Here is a 17,471-nt window from a genome sequence, read left to right as displayed (position 1 = left end):
TCCTGATGATTTTTATCAACCTAATAAGCATACCTTAAGTTTCCAATCAAACAGGATTGACCCATGATTCAATTATATTTTATAGCCGGTGCTAGTGGCAGTGGTAAAACAGCCGTAATGCCAGATTTAAAGGAACTATTAGGCGATAATATTGCCGTTTATGATTTTGATGATATTGGTGTTCCTGAGAATGCTGATAAAAAATGGCGTCAGGAATCAACTGAACAATGGATTAAAAAATTACTAAGCGAAGGCAAAGATGCTTGTTTGTTGGGACAAATTGTTTTAGGTGAAATCCTAAGTAGCCCTTCTGCCAGGCAGATTGATAAAATTAACTTTTGTCTCTTGGATGTTAGTGATTTTAAGCGTATCCAGCGGCTTAAGAAGCGCAATACCTATGGCGCAGATCAGAATATGCTTAACTGGTCTGCATGGCTTCGTATGCATCATCAAGATCCAACATGGGCTGTACATGTTATTCAAGAATCTGCTGCAAGTATTATGGATTTTAGGCGATTTGACCAGCTAACGAATTATAATGATTTAGCTAATATTCTGATTCTTGATACAACCAATCTCACTTTAAAAGAAGTTGCTTGGAAAATAGTAGATTGGATAAAGAGCACAGAAACAGCTAACTTCGATGTGTATGTACCAAATACAAACTATAAGTTAGAACTCAATGCCAAAGATTCATTTAAGATTGTGGATCAAAAACTGTTTGAGTTTAATAAATCGTGTGCTCCGGCTACACAAAAGCCAGCAGTCATTGATATAAATTTTACGATCAAAAATGGTGATGAGACTATTGCAGGTATTTGTTCGGAGGTTTATATATGGAAGATCCTATATATCAGTGTCTTTTTTGTTGGAGAAAGCTACCGCAATCAAGGTCTTGGTACAATGTTAATTAACAAAGTTGAAGAAAAAGCAAAGCAATTAGGCGTAACTTTAGCTCATCTCGATACCTTTGATTTTCAGGCAAAAGATTTTTATCTCAAACACGGATACGAAGTGTTTGGCACTCTAGATGACTGTCCAAAGGGTCATAAGCGTTATTATATGAAGAAAGTTTTATGAAGTTATTTTTCATTAGTTAATAATCAGTTTCCTAAATGAAGGGCTCTAGTGTTCCTATCATCATTTTTACTAGCCGTATTAGTAGATGACGCCAATGTAGAAATTGTTTAGAGACCCAGCAATCTTTATTTACTTACCAGCTCTTAAACTTTGTTAAATTAAAGTAGAAATGGTTAAGCTTTTTTATCAAAAGCTATTATCTGTTTAAGAAGCTGGTAATTATATTGATATAATTTTTTATGGCTTGTGTCCCAGGTTCCTGTTTTAACCATGAAACCAATCATACCAATGACTTTGCTTAAACTTAGAATTGGCAGCATTCTACTGTAATTAGGTAGAGTACGAACGCTGGCATAGCCTTGCAAAAATAATTGTCTAACTTTAAGTGTGGAAAAGCAATGCGCATGCTCTAAGGAGTAAAAGTCTTCCTCAGCAAAACTTGCTCGCCCTGAAGCCCAATCAATGATACCGCTTATTTTATTATTCTCAACAAGGATATTCCCAGGACGAAAATCACGATGAGTGATACAAGGCCCATCTACTTCTTTAAGCAAATAAAGTTGCTCATTCATATAACAACGACAGCGCTCAAGTAAAACTTGCGGTAAATGAGCAGCACATTCGGCAAGCCCTTCTTCAAATTTAAACATAAAATGATTGCAGGGGTTAGAATCTAGTGGCGTATGAATTAAATCACCAAAGCCTTCTACACGATTTACATGAATCTCAGCTAACAATACACCAACTTGATAAGACATCACTAAAAAATCAGACTGTCTAAGTAAATCACCAGGCAAGCATTCCATTAACAGCGCACCATATGAGTTTTCAGAAGGCGGAATACTAGCAACAAGACGTGGCACGGGTAATTTATTCGCTAAACAATTTAAAAAATAAGCCTCACGATAATAGTCATCAGAGCGTGTACTTATCTTTAGAATAAGTGGTGAGCTCAAGGGGACTATCACTTTATAAACAATGGCAACCATCGTATCGTCGTGCTGAATATGCACAAATGTCGCATTTTCTAAACCTAATTGCTCTTTATAAAAATTAATGCAAACAACCATAAGTAGTATATTTAATTAACCGTTCATTTCTTTTTATGAAAGAATGAATCTAAATAAAATTATCTTAAAAAGCTATAATTTCTCTATTAATTTAAATCTAAACTATATAAACACTCATATCGATTTCTATATGGGCTAACTATAGGGTAACATCTAAAACCACATTGCTGATAAAATCTAACTGCTTCATCATCTGTTTCTGCTTTTAACTGTTTTAATGAAAATGAATGGATAACTTCTTTGATTAATTGCCATGCAATTCCCTGCCTTCTGTAATTTTCAACTACAGCAAGGTGCTTAATAACACCTAAGTTACCTTCAAGATAAATACCAATGATTGCGATAAGATGGTTATCAATAAATCCACCGATTAAGTAATGTTCCTTCTGATTATAACTTTGCAAAATCTTTTTAATTTTACTTTTAGTTGCATGGCCAATACTAAGGGCAATAACCTTATTAATACTCTTATAATCAGGTGTTATTTTATTTAGAGAAAGTACTTTTTTCATTGGTTAAATTACTTGATATCAGAATAGTTAAATTTTTGCTTAAATTATAAATTTATCACGCCCTATTTATCTAAATTTCAAATCCTATTTAATAGTCAGTTGTTTCTTTGTTACTTTCGAAGATAAAAATATTGCGAGGATACTGGTTCACTTCACGACTTACTTCTTGAAAATTATGATTAGTATATTCACCCACAATTTTACGCCAAAAGCAATAAGCACCCTCATTACCGGGCATCACAAAGATTTCCCAGCGGCCTTCGAATTGATTAAAACACTGAAAAGCAATTTGCCTACCTAATCCGCACCCTTTAAATTTTCTAATAATAAAAAATTGCGCCATATTGTAGTCATTATTGCTATCGCTTACTTCTTTATCGATAATAGCAAAACCCGCTAGCTCCCCATCATAACGAATCAAAAAAGGAAAGGTATTTTCCTTATTAAAATAACGTAAATAATCCTGGCCAATATCACAAACACCAGTCTCTTCCATAGGCCATTGCATATACTCACTGACATCATAAGCATAATAAGCAGTCATATTTTGAATAATGGGATAATCATCTATAGAAGCAAGCTGTAGTTTTACTTTATCTGGAAAAATAATAGTATTTTTAATCTCATAACATGGGATTAAATTATCGTGAAAATTAATCATTCCAACATAGCTCATCCCAGATTTTTCTAATACTCGCCTTGATTGCTCGTTTTCAGGATGAACCATAGCAATAATTCTATCTAGCTTCTTTTCTCTAAAACCCCATTTAATTAAAGCAATAGCTAATTCAGTCGCATAACCCTTGAGCCAATATTCTGGAAACAAACGATAAGCTATTTCAATTTCCGGCTGCTTAACATCGAAACCTAAATGAAACAACCCTGCCTGACCAATAAAATCACCATCACTTTTATTAAAAACATTAAAAAAACCTAAACCAAATTCTTTAAAATAATTTTGATCAAGGTTAATGAGCTCTTTGACCTGCTCTTTCGTTTGTAAGTTTCCACTACCTATATATTTCATTACCAAAGGGTCAGAGCGAAGAGCAAATAAAGAATCTAAATCTTTAAGTGCCATCGTTTTCAAAACCAACCTTTTTGTTTCTAAAATGATGGTCATGTAACTTTCTCAACTAATTTTCAATAAATTAAATTAACTCTAAATCTTCTAGTTAATTACTTTTTAGTTCATTGTTCTATTTAAACTCATTACTGTTCCAATAATATTTATGCTCACCTCTGAACTAACTGATATTTTTGCCCAATCTTCATTTAATGCAATTAACTCAAACTCAGGATTCATCTTAGTAGCAGAAAGCTGTTTATATTTACGAATTAAAATTTCTTTATCTTCATTGAGCTGAGCCACAATAAAATCACCAGGCTTGGGTAAAAGTTGTGGATCAACAATAAGAATATCCCCTACCCTAAACTCTGGAATCATACTTGAATCCTGCACCTCTATAGCAAAAGCATATTCACTAATTCGCTCACTTAGCTTTGGCGCAATAGGCATTAAATTTACCTTTTCTGAATAGGTATCTTGTTTAATTTGATTAATATACTCAACTGGGTTACAGGCTTGTTGATAAGTTAAGATAGGAATTAAAGCACCTAAGCCAGGCGATTTTTTCAAGGCGCCTTGTTTGTCATCTGATAAACACATTAAAAACGCTGCTGATACTTCTAGGGCTTTAGCAAGCTGCTTTATTTCCATCGGACCTGGCGTTCTTTCACCACGTTCATAGTTATTAATACGCGATACATTCAGGTCATTCGTTAATTCTGCTAACCCTTTTCGAGTTAAACCTTTTGCTAAGCGTTCATCCTTAATACGCTTTCCTATTTTCTCTTTAATACTCATAAGTTACTCACGATCCATACCGTTCAAAAACATCATATCAGATATTGACTACTTCTCAATATGTGTTAATGTTTAATTTTAAATGCTCGAATTGAGTATTAATACACATTTAGTGTTCATGTAATTGTTTTTCATCATTTTTTCTACCCGAAATGATGTGTAATTGGACTACAAAATTTAAGAGGATGCAATGTACTTCATGATCAATGGAGAAGAATTAGCAGCATTGTATGAATTACCACATGTACAACAGCTTGCTTACTTAAGAGGCATTAAGCCATACATGAATATAAAGACAGGAATTGTTGGACTTGATCGGGGTATTAGTCACCAATCTATCGCTGAACAGCTTTTTGTTGAATCTCATCAAGGGATAAAGAGCGTGACTTATTCTCGTGCGCAAGTTAGACGTGCACTTGCTGCCCTTGAACGTGCTGGCTTAATTCAGCTGCAGTCAACAAATGAGAAATTAATTTTAAAATGCTTGTTAGCCTCGTTGGATTATTTTGCTCAAAAAAAAGCCGTCACAAAGCCGTCAGCCCAAGCCATCACCTTAAATACTAATAAATACCTTGAAAACACTGGTTTAGAATCGGCAGGATACGTAAAAGCCAACATGGGCAAATTACGAAAAGCCGTCACACCTCATAAAGATAATAATTATTTATATCTTTTACAAAAATTCGAAAAATTTTGGTCAAATTATCCACATAAAAAATCTAAAGACAAAGCTCAAGAAGAGTTTCAAAAGATTAACCCCGATGACACTCTCTTAAGCGAAATACTTACAGCACTTCATGCACAAATCAAAAACCATGATGAGTTACAACTAGCTGGCCAATGGGCTCCTCCTTGGAAATATCCTGCTAACTGGCTCGCTCAACAATGCTGGAAGGACGAGCTTACACCTATTACAACCTCGGAGCGTAAACATGCAAAAACTACAACATATTCTCGAAAAAAATCTACAGGCGAATTTTTCTGGAAGGAATGCGCAGGCGCCGACTTCGATTTTGACGAAGATGAGCCAAGACGATCAAATCCAGAAAATGTCTTTCTCCTCAGAAAAAACTGAAATACAAGATAAACGTATAGATACACTATTTACTCGCCTAGGTGCTATTTATGGCTATATCTGGTGGAGTAGCTTTCAAAGTGAACATGCACTCACAGTTACTAAAAAAGAATGGTCTTCTGCTTTACAGCGTTTTGATAATCGAACTATTAGAGATGCCTTACTGATATTTCGTGAGCGCCATCACTTTCCACCTACATTGCCGCAATTTATTGAATGCTGCAAATCAATTTCTCAAAAAAATATATTTCGCAAATCAGTCGAAGAATTTGATAAGCAAGCCTTTCTAGAAGCAGCTGAATTAAACATTAAAGCCATGTTAGACATTTTAAAAGGTTAATTAAGGAGAGTTTCATGCTTATTCTTACCCGCCGAATTGGTGAACAAATTCTAATCGACAAAGGTCAAATAGAAATTAAGATTTTATATATTCGTAGAGGGAATATCGCTGTAGGTATTAAAGCCCCTAAGCATATCGATGTTGATCGCAAGGAGATTTTTCTTAAAAAAAGGGAGAGTCTACAACTAATAGCTACACCAGAAATATCAACTAAACCAAATTAGATAACCGGGCATCAGCCCGGCTGGAGTTTGTGTATGTTTAAAATCTTCATACTTATTTCATTGAGCTTAGTTGCCTTAATGGCTCAAGCTGCCAATGTTAGTCAAATTAATCGATACACAACTGTTGCTAATAAACCATTACCTGCACAAATTAATCCTCTTCTTGCAATACAGCAAATACGATTCTCGCAGGATATTAGAACGATCGCTGATGCAGTCGAGTACTGGCTGCAATATTCAGGTTACACGCTAGCACCTAAAGAGAAACAACCCAGTATATTAAAAACTTTAATGGGTAAGAAGCTACCACAAACTCAAAGAAATTTAGGCCCTATTTCTGTAAAGGAAGGATTAGAAATATTAGTTGGAGCACAAGTGTTTAGCCTGCTAGAAGATCATTTACAACGCGAAGTTAATTTTCAATTAAAACCTGCTTATCAACAAACCATTAAACATCAGTTGAAGGGTTAAATATGATTTACTTTAAGAAATGCATTAATAAACATTTAGCCTTTATCACTTTAATGATTCTTTTTGCTAGTGAAGGCCTGGTCATTAAAAATAAAAGCGAAGCAATTAATAAGAACACTCGAATTACAACGATTATCTTAAACGATATTCAATCGCAGCTTAACAGTATCGACCAGCAATTAAAGCAGCCAAGTGAAAAAATTGATTTAACCTCATTAAATCAAGAGCTAGATATATTAACAACCAAAATCGATCAGCTTAAAGTTAATGGTGAAAGCCAAATTAATCAATATCAATTGCTAACTAATAATCGCAATGAGGTAGCAAAACAATTAGAAAATATCCATCAGGTCGTAAACTCCTTAGATAAGAAACAAAATCCTATTCACTATCTTCCTATCTCTGCTCTACCTTTCCAACTTATAAGTATTGATAACATCCAACATGTTAATCTTATAAATGTATCTTATGACTACAAAACAGTTCCTTTAGAAAAAGGGGATTCATTAGCAGGTTGGCATGTTTTACATATTGATTTTGGTAAGCAATGCGTTGAGTTTGAAAATAAAAATAAAGAACATGTTGTTGTGAAGCTTGATGAAAGTGGAGAGCAGCATGGTTAGAAATAAAATTCTGTTGCTCCTCTGGCTAATAAATCAAACAGCACAAGCTGAACTGCTTATTCCCGGCTTTAGCTCTGAAAATTTAAATCCATTGACCATACAAGATCAAACGTTAGCTCGCGCCGGTTTAACTATCAATCAAGAAGACATAACCTCTGATCAAAATATTAATGAACTTGTTTTAAATCCTAACCAAATACATGAAGCTAAAGTTTGGGGTTTGACATTGGAAGAAGAAAAACGTTACGTACTTCTAATGCAAAATAGAAGTCAGCTCTATTACAAAGGATTAAATTTAACTCCCTTAGACATTCTAGGTATTAATGCTCGTAATGAGATAGAACGTAATCATTTTGCAACACTTGCAGCAGAACAAGAAGCTCAAAAAGTAGCAAAAAATATTGCTTGGAATAATGCTTTTTATAAAGCTTATAATAAACTTTTTGCTAATATTCCCATCGTTGGAAATTTTGATCCAACGCCCTACTCACCCTATGCACATAAGCCCGTACAATTAAGCCAAGGCGATATATTATATTTCTTTATTAAGCCTGAGGATTCAGTTGTAAGTATTATTTTAAGCATTATCGATGTAATCAATAGTACGCCTAATACTTACTTACACATCATGTTATTAAAAAGTGATGATGCGGCGATTCAATTATGGGCTAACCAGCACCAACTATCACAGCAATTAGTCAATAGTGGTCGTATTACCCTTAACCATGGTGATCTAAATTTTGATGCCCTTCAGATAAAAAATAAATTCACACCTTTATTACTTCTAGCAAAAAATGGCAAATCCAATATTGTCGACTTAGGGAAATTTTAAATGAAAACAAAGTCTTTATTTGTAGGCAGCTTATTAATAGCAACTGTTTGCTTTAGCCATCAAACAGAAACAATACAAACTCAGCTTAGTGCTGAATCTCTAGAATTAGAGGAAAAACTAGATGCTCGACTACCTATAAATAGCCAAGCCCAGGTAGGTCATATTAAGCGACGAAAAATAGATCTTACTCATCTTTCTCAACCTCTTTTTATTCTCGGTGGCGATCCTTTCTCATTTAATTGGCTTAAAGAACATGCCCATGAATTAGAAGAAAAGCATGCTATTGGATTTATAACCAACATTGATAACTCTAACCGCTTGGAGGAGTTTCAACGCTTAATTAAAGCCCCGCTCTTACCTGCTAACGTTGATGAACTGCTGATTATGTTTCATGAAAGTCATTACCCCTTTATTGCTCATGAGGATGAAATATGGCAGTAGAAAAGGTTAAACAAAAGCGTTCAAAAAGAATGGTGTTCAACCTACTTTTACTTATTTTTCTAGGTTGGTTAATTTTATTAGGCTGGAGTTTAAGCCTTTGGGGATTAAATGATTTTAATACAGCTTGGCAACGTATTTACAAACTGGCTAGCCAGCAGTCTTCTGCCGTTTCAGAGTTTAATGATGCTTCAATTGCTAACTACATTGACTCTAAAGTAAAAAGCATACCTACACAAAAATTAACTAAAAAAATAGAAAGTACAGGTATATTTATAAAAAGTGAATTTGATAACCTGCTGACTCATGCAGATTCTGATCTTGATGATCTTTTTATAAATGTATTTCAAGTAGTCCAACAAATCTGGAGCCTTATCTGTATAACCACCGCTGTAATATACGTTAAGGTCATGATTTTAGTTGCAAGCATTCCTCTGTTCGCTATGGCTACAACAGCCGGTTTAGTTGATGGATTAAATCAACGCGCCATTCGCACAGCATCTCTTGGGCGAGAATCATCTTATGTTTTTCACCGCTTAAATCACTATTTTAGACACGGTTTACTGCTGCTTTTAGCATTATGGCTAGCTATGCCTATTAGTGTGAATCCTGCATTGGTTTTTGTACCTGTCAGTATTTTTTTGAGTGTAATTGTCTCAATAACCGCTAGCCGTTTTAAAAAGTATTTATAGGAGATGAAATGAAATATTGGCTTTTATTCTTTGCGCTGACATTTAATTCCTGTCTGTATGCGAGTGAAGCAGCGTTAAATCAGATTTTAGTGCGCGTAATTAACCAAATTAATGCCATTATGCCTTTGCTAGATGAAGCAGAAAAGGAAGTAGATCCTACAAATCGCCTACAATTTCATATTGATTCTTTTAAGAGCGCTGATGGCAATTTCCATCCCGGCTTACGCCAGGATTTATTAGAAATTCGCAACACGCTAATTGACTACATTAACAAACCAGCAATAGAACCTAAAACAGTTAAGCCATTAGCGCTTGACTTTATAGGAAGATAGGCATGAACAAAGTAGATATTGCGAAGACATTTACAGAAAGTTTCAGACAAGCTACCGGTGATATAACTGCTAGCACTTTCTCAAGTTGCATTCGCTTTATCGCTATTATGCTCACCATTATCGCTGTCATTTGGTGCATTAATTATTTCATGGATAGCGCTGAAAAAGCGCAAGAAGGATTCCTCATTGTTCTTGGCTCACGCCTTGTGCGTTTAGTCATAGGACTGTGTCTTTTTATACTCATTTTAATCGTTAAGGGGAATTAACTATGAAAAATCAACTCAGCCAATTAAGGCAATGGACACAGCGACTAAGCCTCGGCTTTATCAGCTTAAATTATGCACCAGCGTTACTAGCCGATAATTGGTTTCCTAAAGTAGCTAATGCAGATGACATCAGCGATGGTAATAAAAGTTTGATGACTGTTACTAGTAACTACGTCAAACAAGGTCTAGGTCTATTACTCTTTATTGCATCTGTTATTAGCTTCATTAAATTCATCACTACTGTGCAACATGGCATAGAAGAAGCTAAAAAGAACGATGGGTCAATGGTGTCATTCGGCATGTTTGCCGTTATGGGCATTACCTACCTCGCTATAAGTATCGTTGCGGGTTATGTCGGCTATCTCATGATCACTAAATTTAAAATTTAAGGCCAATATGATAAACCGACCTTCCTCAAGACATCTATCTCACGATTATGAGGCCTATAAAGGGCTAAGCTTACGTGAATTATTTTGGATAGTTTTAATAGCGACGCCAACATCAAGTCTGTTATTAGTTTTTATTGGTTTACTTTTAGGCTATCCACTGGCTTTAGGATGCGTCGGTTTTTTATTGGGGTTCATTTTAGCAATAACCATTATTCCTAAATGGATTGCTCATGTCAAAGCAGGCAAACCATATGGTTATGTCATGAAAAAAACACTTCTTCTTTTTATACGGTTAGGTCTTAAACGCTCACCTTATCTTTACTATCAAGGTGTCTGGCAAACAAGTAAATTGGTAGATCAACATGATGTTTAAATATTGGCAAAAAATTGACAGCCTAAATCAACTAAATCGCTTAATGCTAGCCTTCACTGCCTCATTGCTGGTGATAATTTTAGGGCTGATTATCACGCTTTACTCCTTACCAAAACGCTATGAATTCTGGCTTTCGCCTAGCATGGCAGCTAATGGCGGACTTATCAAAGCAGAACATATTCCAGCAGAGTATGTTCATGGATTTGTAGCGACCCTTATGCCAGCTTTAAACACGTGGTCAAATGGTGGCAAAAAAGAATTTTCTACTAATCTTGCCGGTTTTCACTATTATTTTACAACCCGACACCGCAAGCTTCTAGATCAAACGCTTAAAGCTTATAAAGATGCCCAGTTATTTAATAGGACACAAGTAGCAAGTCTTTATCGCTTTATTGAAAATGGTGATGTTAAACCGCTTGGTAATAATACCTGGGAAGTACACCTTGTTTTACGGATTACACAACGCCTAAAGAATAATAGTCCGGTTGTTATCGCTGATAAAGTAGTCGACTACCACGTACGTGTTGTTAAAGTTAATTTATCTCGTCTCGAGAATCCATTCCAATTAGCACTAGATGGCTACACTCAACCTGAAAAATTAATAGAAGACCTGCTTGCTAACCCCCTGGAGAATAAATCACATGATTCGATTTAAATTTTTAATTGCCTTAATGATGTTAGTTTGTAGCATTAATACATTTGCGCTCGATGCTGACCATGTTCTTTGGGATAAAACACCCATTCCCATAACGCTCTCCTTAAACGAAGAGCGGCTTATCCATTTTCCACAAGCCATTAGTATTGTTGATAATGAAGCCGATGAAAAAATAGCTGTACTGAAAGTACAAGATAGCCTTTATTTAAAAGCTAAAGAACCTTTTACTAATCAGCGCTTGCTAGTGCAACTGATGCCACAGGGCGACGTTATTATCTTAACTTTATCTGCATCAGAAAATATTGTAGCTACAAAACCGATTGACGTACTACTTGAAAGTCATAATAGTGAACATGACAAAATAGACAATACTGTTGATTTTGATTTTAACGCCGTTACACTCACTCGCTTTGCAATCCAATCTCTTTACGCGCCAGCTCGTCTTCTAATTATTCCAGAAGGCGTTGATCGCGTGCCCATGCAAACACAACGTAAAATTAACCTTGTTTATGGGGCAAGTGTTGCAGCCTATCCCTTAATTTCGTGGCAAGGTGGAAGCCTTTATGTCACTGCAATTGAGCTAAAAAACCTATTAAAGAAAGAAATTACCTTAGATCCTCGTCGCCTGCTCGGGCATTGGCAAACAGCATCTTTTTACCCTACTAATACACTAGAACCTCGTGGTGAAAATGATACTACCACTTTATTCCTCGTCTCCGAGCGCCCTTTCAATGATGCTTTTACTGCAGATAAGGAATTTGTGCGATGACAAAAAACTTAGGCCTAAAAGTACTAACAGGAAGTGTAGTTGGCATTACTGCTTTAATAGTCTTAAACAATCATCATGCAGTAACGCCAGCTAATGAACAAACAGCGAATCCCAATAATTTTAATGAAGCAATTGCCAGTCAATTTAATGACAATATTCGCGATGTTGCTGCCCGCTTACAAGAAACAGAGCAAAAATTATTGTCTTTTGAGAAAGCGCAACAAACAGCAAACGATAAAGCCTCAGAAAATCAAGTCTCGCCTGATGCGCACTTGATTGAAGAATTAAATACATTAAAAGAGGAAATACGGGCGTTAAAATCAGCTAGTGAAAAAGGGTCTGAATCCTATCCTATTGAAACTTCTCAAGCCTCGAAATCATCAACTGATACGTTGATTAAAGATGTTGACCAACTATTGATGAAGCAAGAAAGTAATCAGGCTGAGCTGGCTTACTGGGAACGTCTTAGATCAAAGCAGAAAACCATTACTAAAAAAGTGACTTTCTCTAAAAAGCAGAAAGAAAAAACCACTATACCTTACTATACCATTCCTGCAGGGTCTGATTTAGGACATACCACCTTACTTTCTGCCTTAATCGGCGAAGTTCCTGTCGAAGGAAAACTCATGCAACCTTTGTTTCCTTTTTCTGCGATTATTAATCGTGGTGATTTAATGGCAGCTAATGGTATTGCGCTTCCTCCAGCTATCTCTGGCATGAAAGTAAATGGCTATGCAATTGGGGTTGGATCTTTTCTCGATAATATCAGCTGTGTACGAGCTTACGTTACCTCTGCTTTATTTGTTTTTACTGATGGCCACTTTGTAACGGTTGGTAAAGAACAGATGACCGGCACAGCAGATCTCATTAATAATGAGAGTTTAGGCTATTTAACTACGGCATTTGGTAACCCTTGCATTAAAGGACAATATTTTACTAACGCCCCACAAGTTTTAACAGCCATGGTTACTGCCGATGCTATGAAAGGCTTTGGTAATGCCTTATCACAATGGCAAATGTCTTATACCGCTAATGTCAATGGCAGTATTAATACACCAACAGGTTCATTGGGAAATTATGCGCTTGGCGGCGCCTTATCGCAAAGCTCTATAAAGGGCGCTGAGTGGCTTGAAAAGCGCATTCAAGGTAGCTTTGATATGGTATTTGTCCCAGCTAGCTTCTTAACACCGGTCGGTTATAAACCTACACAGTTATCACTTCATATCACCCAAACCATTCACCTCGATAAAGATGTCAACGGGAGAGTATTAAATTATGGTCAGTCACAACAAACATTACATGATTTTAGTTTGCGCTAGTGCCCTCGCTTTAAGTGCTTGTGCGTCGTCTGTCAAATCAACGCAACCCTTACCTGAAGGTGGCCTAACAGTTAGTGAGCTTTACCAGCAAAGTATTGAAAAACCCATACAGCGCTGGTCTGTTAATATAGCAAAACCAATTCACTACTCTGGCTATACTCGCACAGCAGTGAATGAAATTAAGTCCCTCTTTAAACCATTAGATAATCCACAAATCCCAATCTATGTCTTTCCACATATAGCATTGATTGGTGATGAGCAATTAATTAAGCCAGGTTATACAACTAGCTTTTTTCTATATAAGCAAAATCAATTTGCTCTCGCATCAGAGTATTATTAAGGAGTGCTATGAAGCAATGGTTACAGTCATTAAATAACTGGTTGATAGGTGAGTACAGCTCATCTCCGGTTACCGAGAAGGCAGTTAAAGCACGCTATCAAAATAAACTACCCTCTTTACCTGATCAATGGGCTATTGTTGATTTCTGTGACAAAGAAAATCTTTTCTTGTTACAAGATGGTGTTAGCATTGGCTCTGGTTTTGAACTTGCCAGTATTCCAGCAGAAGCCTCCTCAACTGACCACCTAGAAGCAGTCTTTCAAAAGGTAAAGGAAACCTTTGCCACAGTTGTACCTCTTTACAAAGAAGACCCTTGGGTTATGCAAATGTATGTTAACGATGATTACTGTCTTAAACCAGTGTTAAAACACATAAAACAACATGTTAATTCCGGCCTTATTGATGATTCATTTACTCAGGATTATTGCAATCGACTGGCTGATTTAATGACTAAGATGACCAGAGAGGAAGGACTATTTTATGATCCTAAAACCGGCATGCCTTATCGCGGTCGACGTCGACGAATTCGAGTTTTGTTTTATCGGTTGTATCAACAGCTAGAGTCAACGAGAGAACAAGCGCTTGCTGAACATCTCGATGTTATAGCACAAATTGAAAATAAACTTCGTTCACCTGGATTACAATTAAAACGCCTAACAGGTAAAGACTATTATTATTGGTGGGTGCGTTGGTTTAATCCAAATTCTCAATTAACGCAAGGAAATATAGAAGAACTGATTACTCGTTTTCCTTATCCCATTAATAAAAAACCTGCTGGATATACGCTTGCACAAGCTGTATTTTTTACGCCGCCACAAAGCACGAATCAAGGCTTTATTTTTGATAGCTGCCATCATCGAATTTTATATGTTGATGGCTTACGTGAAGCGCCTGATATCGGCCTACTGTCTCGAGAGCGACCTCAGGCCAATCCTAAACATCGCTATGCCCTACTAGATCGATTACCAGAAGGAGCAACCTACACTATACAAGTTATATTTAGTCATGATGATGCCTTAGACGCACATTTAATACGCTTAGAGAAAGGCATTATTGGAACAAGCTTAAAACCAACCCAAGTAAAACAAGACATTAAAACAGCACGTGATGAATTAGCGACTGGAAACCGCTTATTTTGGGTGAATCAAGCTGTCTTATATCGAGCAGAAACTGAAGAAAAAGCGCTTCATATTGAAAAAGAATTAAAAGATCTATTTGTGGATGCCAAAATGCCACTTATATCCTCGCAACATGATTTGCATCCATTAAATAGTTATCTTTGTGCACTTCCTTTTAATTTTATTCCGGCCTTTGCACGCCAATTTTTACGCTTTGATCGCTTATTATATGCTTCAGAGCTCGCAGCCCTATTACCTGTTTATGGCCGCAATCAAGGAGCAAAACACCTACCTTGCTTTACCTTCTTTAATCGATTAGGTGAGCCTGTCTTATTTGACTTATTACATACTGATTTCATCAGTCAAAATTCTCACTGTGCTATATTTGCTAATTCAGGCGGTGGCAAATCTGTCTTAATTGGCTGGATGATTAATTCCTTAATGGCCATTAAAAATGCCCGTATCGTTTTATTTGAAATGGGTAACTCTTTTGATCGCATGCTTATTCATGCTAAAGCTCATGGCAAACATACCAAACAATTATTACTTAGCAACAAAAAAGGTGAAGCTGTTCCGTTAAATCCTTTTTGTGAGGCTTACAAAGCCATTCCTGAAATTACTGATAATCTAAATTCAGAGCAAGCCGCTTTAATTGCGCAAAAGATAATGGCTTTGAAAGAAAATTTGGAGCAACCGGCTAATCCCTTTGAGCTTTCATGTAATGATTCTCGCTCTTATCTTGCAGAGCTTGCTTTGGCTTTGCGTACCATGATTACCGAAGCAAATACTTTGGAAGAAGAGCAATTTACTTTAGCTGATGAAACACTTTTAATCGAAGTCTTAAGTGATGCCATTTTAACTTCCTTTAAGAATGACATACCCCAAATGCTAACAGAGCATATCGTAGCTGCTTTTAAACGGCGTATGGAGAATGAAACGGTTGCGCGTAAAAAAGATCGAATTTTGGATATGCATGACCGCTTAAACAGTTATGTAATAAACAGTGCCAAATCCCGTTTTTTTAATGTGCCTACTGAGCCCTTAGGTGATTTTGATATCTTTCATATCGATATTTCAGCTATAAAAGATGAGCCAGGAAAACTAGCCTTAGTGATGGTGTCTCTGCTGCCAAGAATACTTGGCATGGCAGAAGCAACACAAAATGATAACCGCCCTACTTTTCTCTTTATTGATGAATCACATCTGCAATTTCAAATTCCATCAGTGGTTACGGCATGTTTATTAGTAGCTAAAGTCGCAAGAAAACTAGGCTTGTGGCTTGCTGCTATTACACAGAACGTTACTGATATGAATTCTGAAAAAGCCACTAAAATTCTATCGCTTATTGAGACCTGGATTTTATTAGGTCTGGATGAAAAAGAAATTAATGATGTCAAACGATTTAAACAATTAACACCGCAGCAGGAAGCCTTAATCAGAGATATTGATTCACAAAAAGGCTTGTATGCAGAAGCTGTCTTGTTAGGTTCACGTTATCAGGGATTATTTCGTGTTATTCCACCTCGCTATTTACTTGCCTTACTTATGAATGAAAAAACAGAAAAGGCAGAGCGACATGCTTTGGAGAAAGAACATGATGTCCTTAAGGCTGCAGAAATTATTGCTAAACGCTTGGAAAACAAAAATCAAAAACCAAAACAAGAGGACTGCTTTTACAGCGATTAATCTAGCCATTTTAACTATAATGACTTGCTTAACCGCACAAGCTAAAGAAAGTATTAAGCCACCGCATCCCGTTAATACGTTTACTATCGCCACACGCGTTTTAAGTAAAACATTAAGTAATTCCCATTATAAAATTATTGGTAGCTGCACTTGGGCTGAAGGAAAATTCCCACCGAAAATGGTAGCCGTTCCAGCAGTGGAACAATTCTTACCTGATTTAATTGTAACTGTTGCTAATCGACCTGAGACCAATCCATGGATTGAGGCAAAAGCATTATTTGAAAATCCGGGAAGTCAAGCACTCTATCAGCGTGCTTATAAACTAGCTACTGGTTCTGATCTAGGTTTTGGCGATGATGCTGGCCAGATCAACAATATGCATATTAATGATGAGCGTACTCGAGTTGTTGATGTAATTGGCAGCCCTGCGGGATTTTATCAGATTCCTTATCTATCACATCGTGCAGAAACACATTATGGCTACCCTTATTATATCAGTGAAGCCGATGCTGTTTCAGATAGAACGGAAGTAGCAGAAATAGCTTATATGCTTACTCATCCCTATCTGCTTATTAATCATGATATTGGTAGCCTAGGAGATATCTGGGGACATGAAGTACCAAGGCTTATGCGCGTTACTCAACCCTCACGCTTTCGCGCATCAGTGGTTGCTGCAATGCATGCTGCCGATATCGTTACCAATAGAAATAGCCTACACGTTACACAAAGTACTAAGAACTCATGTGGTAAAAACTGTATTGTTGCCAATGTCACTTTTGATCCACGCCAAAAGCATGTTATTTGGCAAGAAGTTTACCCTAGAAATCGGAATATAAATGCTGCCAATGCAAAGGATTTCGGCATTGCTGATGATATAGCAGGTAATGGTAATTATGTTTTCGTGGTTTGGCGTAAATACCGTGGCTGCGTTCAGCACGGCGGTAAATACATCGCATCTTTATCCTTTCCAAAAGTTAAACACCCAGAAAAAAGGTAGGTG

The 17,471-nt window shown here is 36.5% G+C and carries 23 protein-coding genes; 19 read left to right on the top strand and 4 right to left on the bottom strand.

The window, feature by feature from the left end; all coding sequences use genetic code 11:
• The first annotated feature begins 63 nt into the window (after window positions 1-63).
• On the top strand, window positions 64-1,080 hold the full coding sequence (locus tag ACNVED_RS05310) for a GNAT family N-acetyltransferase (protein WP_419420715.1): 1,017 nt from the start codon (window positions 64-66) through the stop codon (window positions 1,078-1,080).
• Window positions 1,081-1,253: 173 nt separating this feature from the next.
• Here ACNVED_RS05310 and ACNVED_RS05305 read toward each other — a convergent pair whose 3' ends face one another.
• From ACNVED_RS05305 to ACNVED_RS05290, 4 genes are all read right to left on the bottom strand, one after another.
• On the bottom strand, window positions 1,254-2,150 hold the full coding sequence (locus ACNVED_RS05305) for an aminoglycoside phosphotransferase family protein (protein WP_419420714.1): 897 nt from the start codon (window positions 2,148-2,150) through the stop codon (window positions 1,254-1,256).
• An 86-nt stretch (window positions 2,151-2,236) separates the two neighbouring features.
• Window positions 2,237-2,662 carry a GNAT family N-acetyltransferase gene (locus ACNVED_RS05300; protein WP_419420713.1) on the bottom strand — a complete coding sequence of 142 codons (426 nt, stop codon included), beginning with the start codon at window positions 2,660-2,662 and terminating at the stop codon, window positions 2,237-2,239.
• Between the two features lie 88 nt (window positions 2,663-2,750).
• The gene (locus ACNVED_RS05295; protein ID WP_419420712.1) at window positions 2,751-3,785 is read right to left on the bottom strand and encodes a GNAT family N-acetyltransferase; all 1,035 of its coding nucleotides are present in this window, start codon (window positions 3,783-3,785) and stop codon (window positions 2,751-2,753) included.
• 63 nt (window positions 3,786-3,848) lie between these two features.
• Window positions 3,849-4,529 (bottom strand): helix-turn-helix domain-containing protein, encoded by a 681-nt coding sequence (locus tag ACNVED_RS05290; RefSeq protein ID WP_419420711.1) that lies wholly within the window; start codon window positions 4,527-4,529, stop codon window positions 3,849-3,851.
• Window positions 4,530-4,719: 190 nt separating this feature from the next.
• Here ACNVED_RS05290 and ACNVED_RS05285 point away from each other — a divergent pair, with 190 nt between their 5' ends.
• From ACNVED_RS05285 to ACNVED_RS05200, 18 genes are read left to right on the top strand one after another with little or no spacing between them, the layout of a single operon-like run.
• Window positions 4,720-5,604, top strand: coding sequence for a hypothetical protein (locus ACNVED_RS05285; protein WP_419420710.1), 885 nt, complete (start codon window positions 4,720-4,722; stop codon window positions 5,602-5,604).
• Entirely contained in the window at window positions 5,552-5,944 is a 393-nt protein-coding gene (locus tag ACNVED_RS05280) for a Vir protein (protein ID WP_419420709.1), read from the top strand. Before ACNVED_RS05285 ends, ACNVED_RS05280 begins: the two co-directional genes overlap by 53 nt.
• 14 nt (window positions 5,945-5,958) lie before the next feature.
• Window positions 5,959-6,168, top strand: coding sequence for a carbon storage regulator (locus ACNVED_RS05275; protein ID WP_419420708.1), 210 nt, complete (start codon window positions 5,959-5,961; stop codon window positions 6,166-6,168).
• Window positions 6,169-6,201: 33 nt separating this feature from the next.
• Window positions 6,202-6,639 carry a hypothetical protein gene (locus ACNVED_RS05270; RefSeq protein ID WP_419420707.1) on the top strand — a complete coding sequence of 146 codons (438 nt, stop codon included), beginning with the start codon at window positions 6,202-6,204 and terminating at the stop codon, window positions 6,637-6,639.
• 2 nt (window positions 6,640-6,641) lie between these two features.
• Window positions 6,642-7,262 (top strand): hypothetical protein, encoded by a 621-nt coding sequence (locus tag ACNVED_RS05265; protein WP_419420706.1) that lies wholly within the window; start codon window positions 6,642-6,644, stop codon window positions 7,260-7,262.
• Window positions 7,255-8,094: a TIGR03759 family integrating conjugative element protein gene (locus ACNVED_RS05260; RefSeq protein ID WP_419420705.1), complete on the top strand. Its 840-nt coding sequence runs from the start codon at window positions 7,255-7,257 to the stop codon at window positions 8,092-8,094. Before ACNVED_RS05265 ends, ACNVED_RS05260 begins: the two co-directional genes overlap by 8 nt.
• Entirely contained in the window at window positions 8,095-8,535 is a 441-nt protein-coding gene (locus ACNVED_RS05255) for a PFL_4695 family integrating conjugative element protein (RefSeq protein ID WP_419420704.1), read from the top strand.
• A complete protein-coding gene (locus ACNVED_RS05250) occupies window positions 8,526-9,224 on the top strand; it encodes a TIGR03747 family integrating conjugative element membrane protein (RefSeq protein ID WP_419420703.1) in 699 nt (232 codons plus the stop codon). The genes ACNVED_RS05255 and ACNVED_RS05250 overlap by 10 nt, the downstream gene beginning before the upstream one ends.
• Before the next feature lie 8 nt (window positions 9,225-9,232).
• Entirely contained in the window at window positions 9,233-9,556 is a 324-nt protein-coding gene (locus ACNVED_RS05245) for an RAQPRD family integrative conjugative element protein (protein WP_131783804.1), read from the top strand.
• A gap of 2 nt (window positions 9,557-9,558) precedes the next feature.
• Window positions 9,559-9,822 carry a hypothetical protein gene (locus ACNVED_RS05240; RefSeq protein WP_131783803.1) on the top strand — a complete coding sequence of 88 codons (264 nt, stop codon included), beginning with the start codon at window positions 9,559-9,561 and terminating at the stop codon, window positions 9,820-9,822.
• Window positions 9,823-9,824: 2 nt separating this feature from the next.
• Entirely contained in the window at window positions 9,825-10,211 is a 387-nt protein-coding gene (locus ACNVED_RS05235) for a hypothetical protein (protein ID WP_419420702.1), read from the top strand.
• A 10-nt stretch (window positions 10,212-10,221) separates the two neighbouring features.
• Window positions 10,222-10,584, top strand: coding sequence for a TIGR03750 family conjugal transfer protein (locus ACNVED_RS05230; protein ID WP_419421150.1), 363 nt, complete (start codon window positions 10,222-10,224; stop codon window positions 10,582-10,584).
• Window positions 10,577-11,239 carry a DUF2895 family protein gene (locus tag ACNVED_RS05225; protein ID WP_131783825.1) on the top strand — a complete coding sequence of 221 codons (663 nt, stop codon included), beginning with the start codon at window positions 10,577-10,579 and terminating at the stop codon, window positions 11,237-11,239. Before ACNVED_RS05230 ends, ACNVED_RS05225 begins: the two co-directional genes overlap by 8 nt.
• Window positions 11,226-12,008 (top strand): TIGR03749 family integrating conjugative element protein, encoded by a 783-nt coding sequence (locus ACNVED_RS05220; RefSeq protein WP_419420701.1) that lies wholly within the window; start codon window positions 11,226-11,228, stop codon window positions 12,006-12,008. The genes ACNVED_RS05225 and ACNVED_RS05220 overlap by 14 nt, the downstream gene beginning before the upstream one ends.
• Window positions 12,005-13,327, top strand: a complete 1,323-nt coding sequence (locus ACNVED_RS05215) for a TIGR03752 family integrating conjugative element protein (protein ID WP_419420700.1) — start codon at window positions 12,005-12,007, stop codon at window positions 13,325-13,327. Before ACNVED_RS05220 ends, ACNVED_RS05215 begins: the two co-directional genes overlap by 4 nt.
• Window positions 13,284-13,667: a TIGR03751 family conjugal transfer lipoprotein gene (locus tag ACNVED_RS05210; RefSeq protein ID WP_419420699.1), complete on the top strand. Its 384-nt coding sequence runs from the start codon at window positions 13,284-13,286 to the stop codon at window positions 13,665-13,667. The genes ACNVED_RS05215 and ACNVED_RS05210 overlap by 44 nt, the downstream gene beginning before the upstream one ends.
• Before the next feature lie 8 nt (window positions 13,668-13,675).
• On the top strand, window positions 13,676-16,471 hold the full coding sequence (locus ACNVED_RS05205; protein WP_419420698.1) for a conjugative transfer ATPase: 2,796 nt from the start codon (window positions 13,676-13,678) through the stop codon (window positions 16,469-16,471).
• A 19-nt stretch (window positions 16,472-16,490) separates the two neighbouring features.
• Window positions 16,491-17,468: a TIGR03756 family integrating conjugative element protein gene (locus tag ACNVED_RS05200; RefSeq protein WP_419421149.1), complete on the top strand. Its 978-nt coding sequence runs from the start codon at window positions 16,491-16,493 to the stop codon at window positions 17,466-17,468.
• Window positions 17,469-17,471: the final 3 nt, after the last annotated feature.

The sequence above is a fragment of the Legionella sp. D16C41 genome (assembly GCF_048541585.1).
Classification (GTDB): Bacteria; Pseudomonadota; Gammaproteobacteria; order Legionellales; family Legionellaceae; genus Legionella_C.
The sequence above is the reverse complement of the archived record's forward strand: the minus strand, read 5'-3'. Positions and strand labels throughout refer to the sequence as shown.

Excerpts from the sequence above, each read along its gene's own strand:
- ACNVED_RS05310 (WP_419420715.1), top strand. The coding sequence starts at position 64 with ATGATTCAATTATATTTTATAGCCGGTGCTAGTGGCAGTGGTAAAACA.
- ACNVED_RS05305 (WP_419420714.1), bottom strand. The coding sequence starts at position 2,150 with ATGGTTGTTTGCATTAATTTTTATAAAGAGCAATTAGGTTTAGAAAAT.
- ACNVED_RS05300 (WP_419420713.1), bottom strand. The coding sequence starts at position 2,662 with ATGAAAAAAGTACTTTCTCTAAATAAAATAACACCTGATTATAAGAGT.
- ACNVED_RS05295 (WP_419420712.1), bottom strand. The coding sequence starts at position 3,785 with ATGACCATCATTTTAGAAACAAAAAGGTTGGTTTTGAAAACGATGGCA.
- ACNVED_RS05290 (WP_419420711.1), bottom strand. The coding sequence starts at position 4,529 with ATGAGTATTAAAGAGAAAATAGGAAAGCGTATTAAGGATGAACGCTTA.
- ACNVED_RS05285 (WP_419420710.1), top strand. The coding sequence starts at position 4,720 with ATGTACTTCATGATCAATGGAGAAGAATTAGCAGCATTGTATGAATTA.
- ACNVED_RS05280 (WP_419420709.1), top strand. The coding sequence starts at position 5,552 with ATGAGCCAAGACGATCAAATCCAGAAAATGTCTTTCTCCTCAGAAAAA.
- ACNVED_RS05275 (WP_419420708.1), top strand. The coding sequence starts at position 5,959 with ATGCTTATTCTTACCCGCCGAATTGGTGAACAAATTCTAATCGACAAA.
- ACNVED_RS05270 (WP_419420707.1), top strand. The coding sequence starts at position 6,202 with ATGTTTAAAATCTTCATACTTATTTCATTGAGCTTAGTTGCCTTAATG.
- ACNVED_RS05265 (WP_419420706.1), top strand. The coding sequence starts at position 6,642 with ATGATTTACTTTAAGAAATGCATTAATAAACATTTAGCCTTTATCACT.
- ACNVED_RS05260 (WP_419420705.1), top strand. The coding sequence starts at position 7,255 with ATGGTTAGAAATAAAATTCTGTTGCTCCTCTGGCTAATAAATCAAACA.
- ACNVED_RS05255 (WP_419420704.1), top strand. The coding sequence starts at position 8,095 with ATGAAAACAAAGTCTTTATTTGTAGGCAGCTTATTAATAGCAACTGTT.
- ACNVED_RS05250 (WP_419420703.1), top strand. The coding sequence starts at position 8,526 with ATGGCAGTAGAAAAGGTTAAACAAAAGCGTTCAAAAAGAATGGTGTTC.
- ACNVED_RS05245 (WP_131783804.1), top strand. The coding sequence starts at position 9,233 with ATGAAATATTGGCTTTTATTCTTTGCGCTGACATTTAATTCCTGTCTG.
- ACNVED_RS05240 (WP_131783803.1), top strand. The coding sequence starts at position 9,559 with ATGAACAAAGTAGATATTGCGAAGACATTTACAGAAAGTTTCAGACAA.
- ACNVED_RS05235 (WP_419420702.1), top strand. The coding sequence starts at position 9,825 with ATGAAAAATCAACTCAGCCAATTAAGGCAATGGACACAGCGACTAAGC.
- ACNVED_RS05225 (WP_131783825.1), top strand. The coding sequence starts at position 10,577 with ATGTTTAAATATTGGCAAAAAATTGACAGCCTAAATCAACTAAATCGC.
- ACNVED_RS05220 (WP_419420701.1), top strand. The coding sequence starts at position 11,226 with ATGATTCGATTTAAATTTTTAATTGCCTTAATGATGTTAGTTTGTAGC.
- ACNVED_RS05215 (WP_419420700.1), top strand. The coding sequence starts at position 12,005 with ATGACAAAAAACTTAGGCCTAAAAGTACTAACAGGAAGTGTAGTTGGC.
- ACNVED_RS05210 (WP_419420699.1), top strand. The coding sequence starts at position 13,284 with ATGGTCAGTCACAACAAACATTACATGATTTTAGTTTGCGCTAGTGCC.
- ACNVED_RS05205 (WP_419420698.1), top strand. The coding sequence starts at position 13,676 with ATGAAGCAATGGTTACAGTCATTAAATAACTGGTTGATAGGTGAGTAC.
- ACNVED_RS05200 (WP_419421149.1), top strand. The coding sequence starts at position 16,491 with ATGACTTGCTTAACCGCACAAGCTAAAGAAAGTATTAAGCCACCGCAT.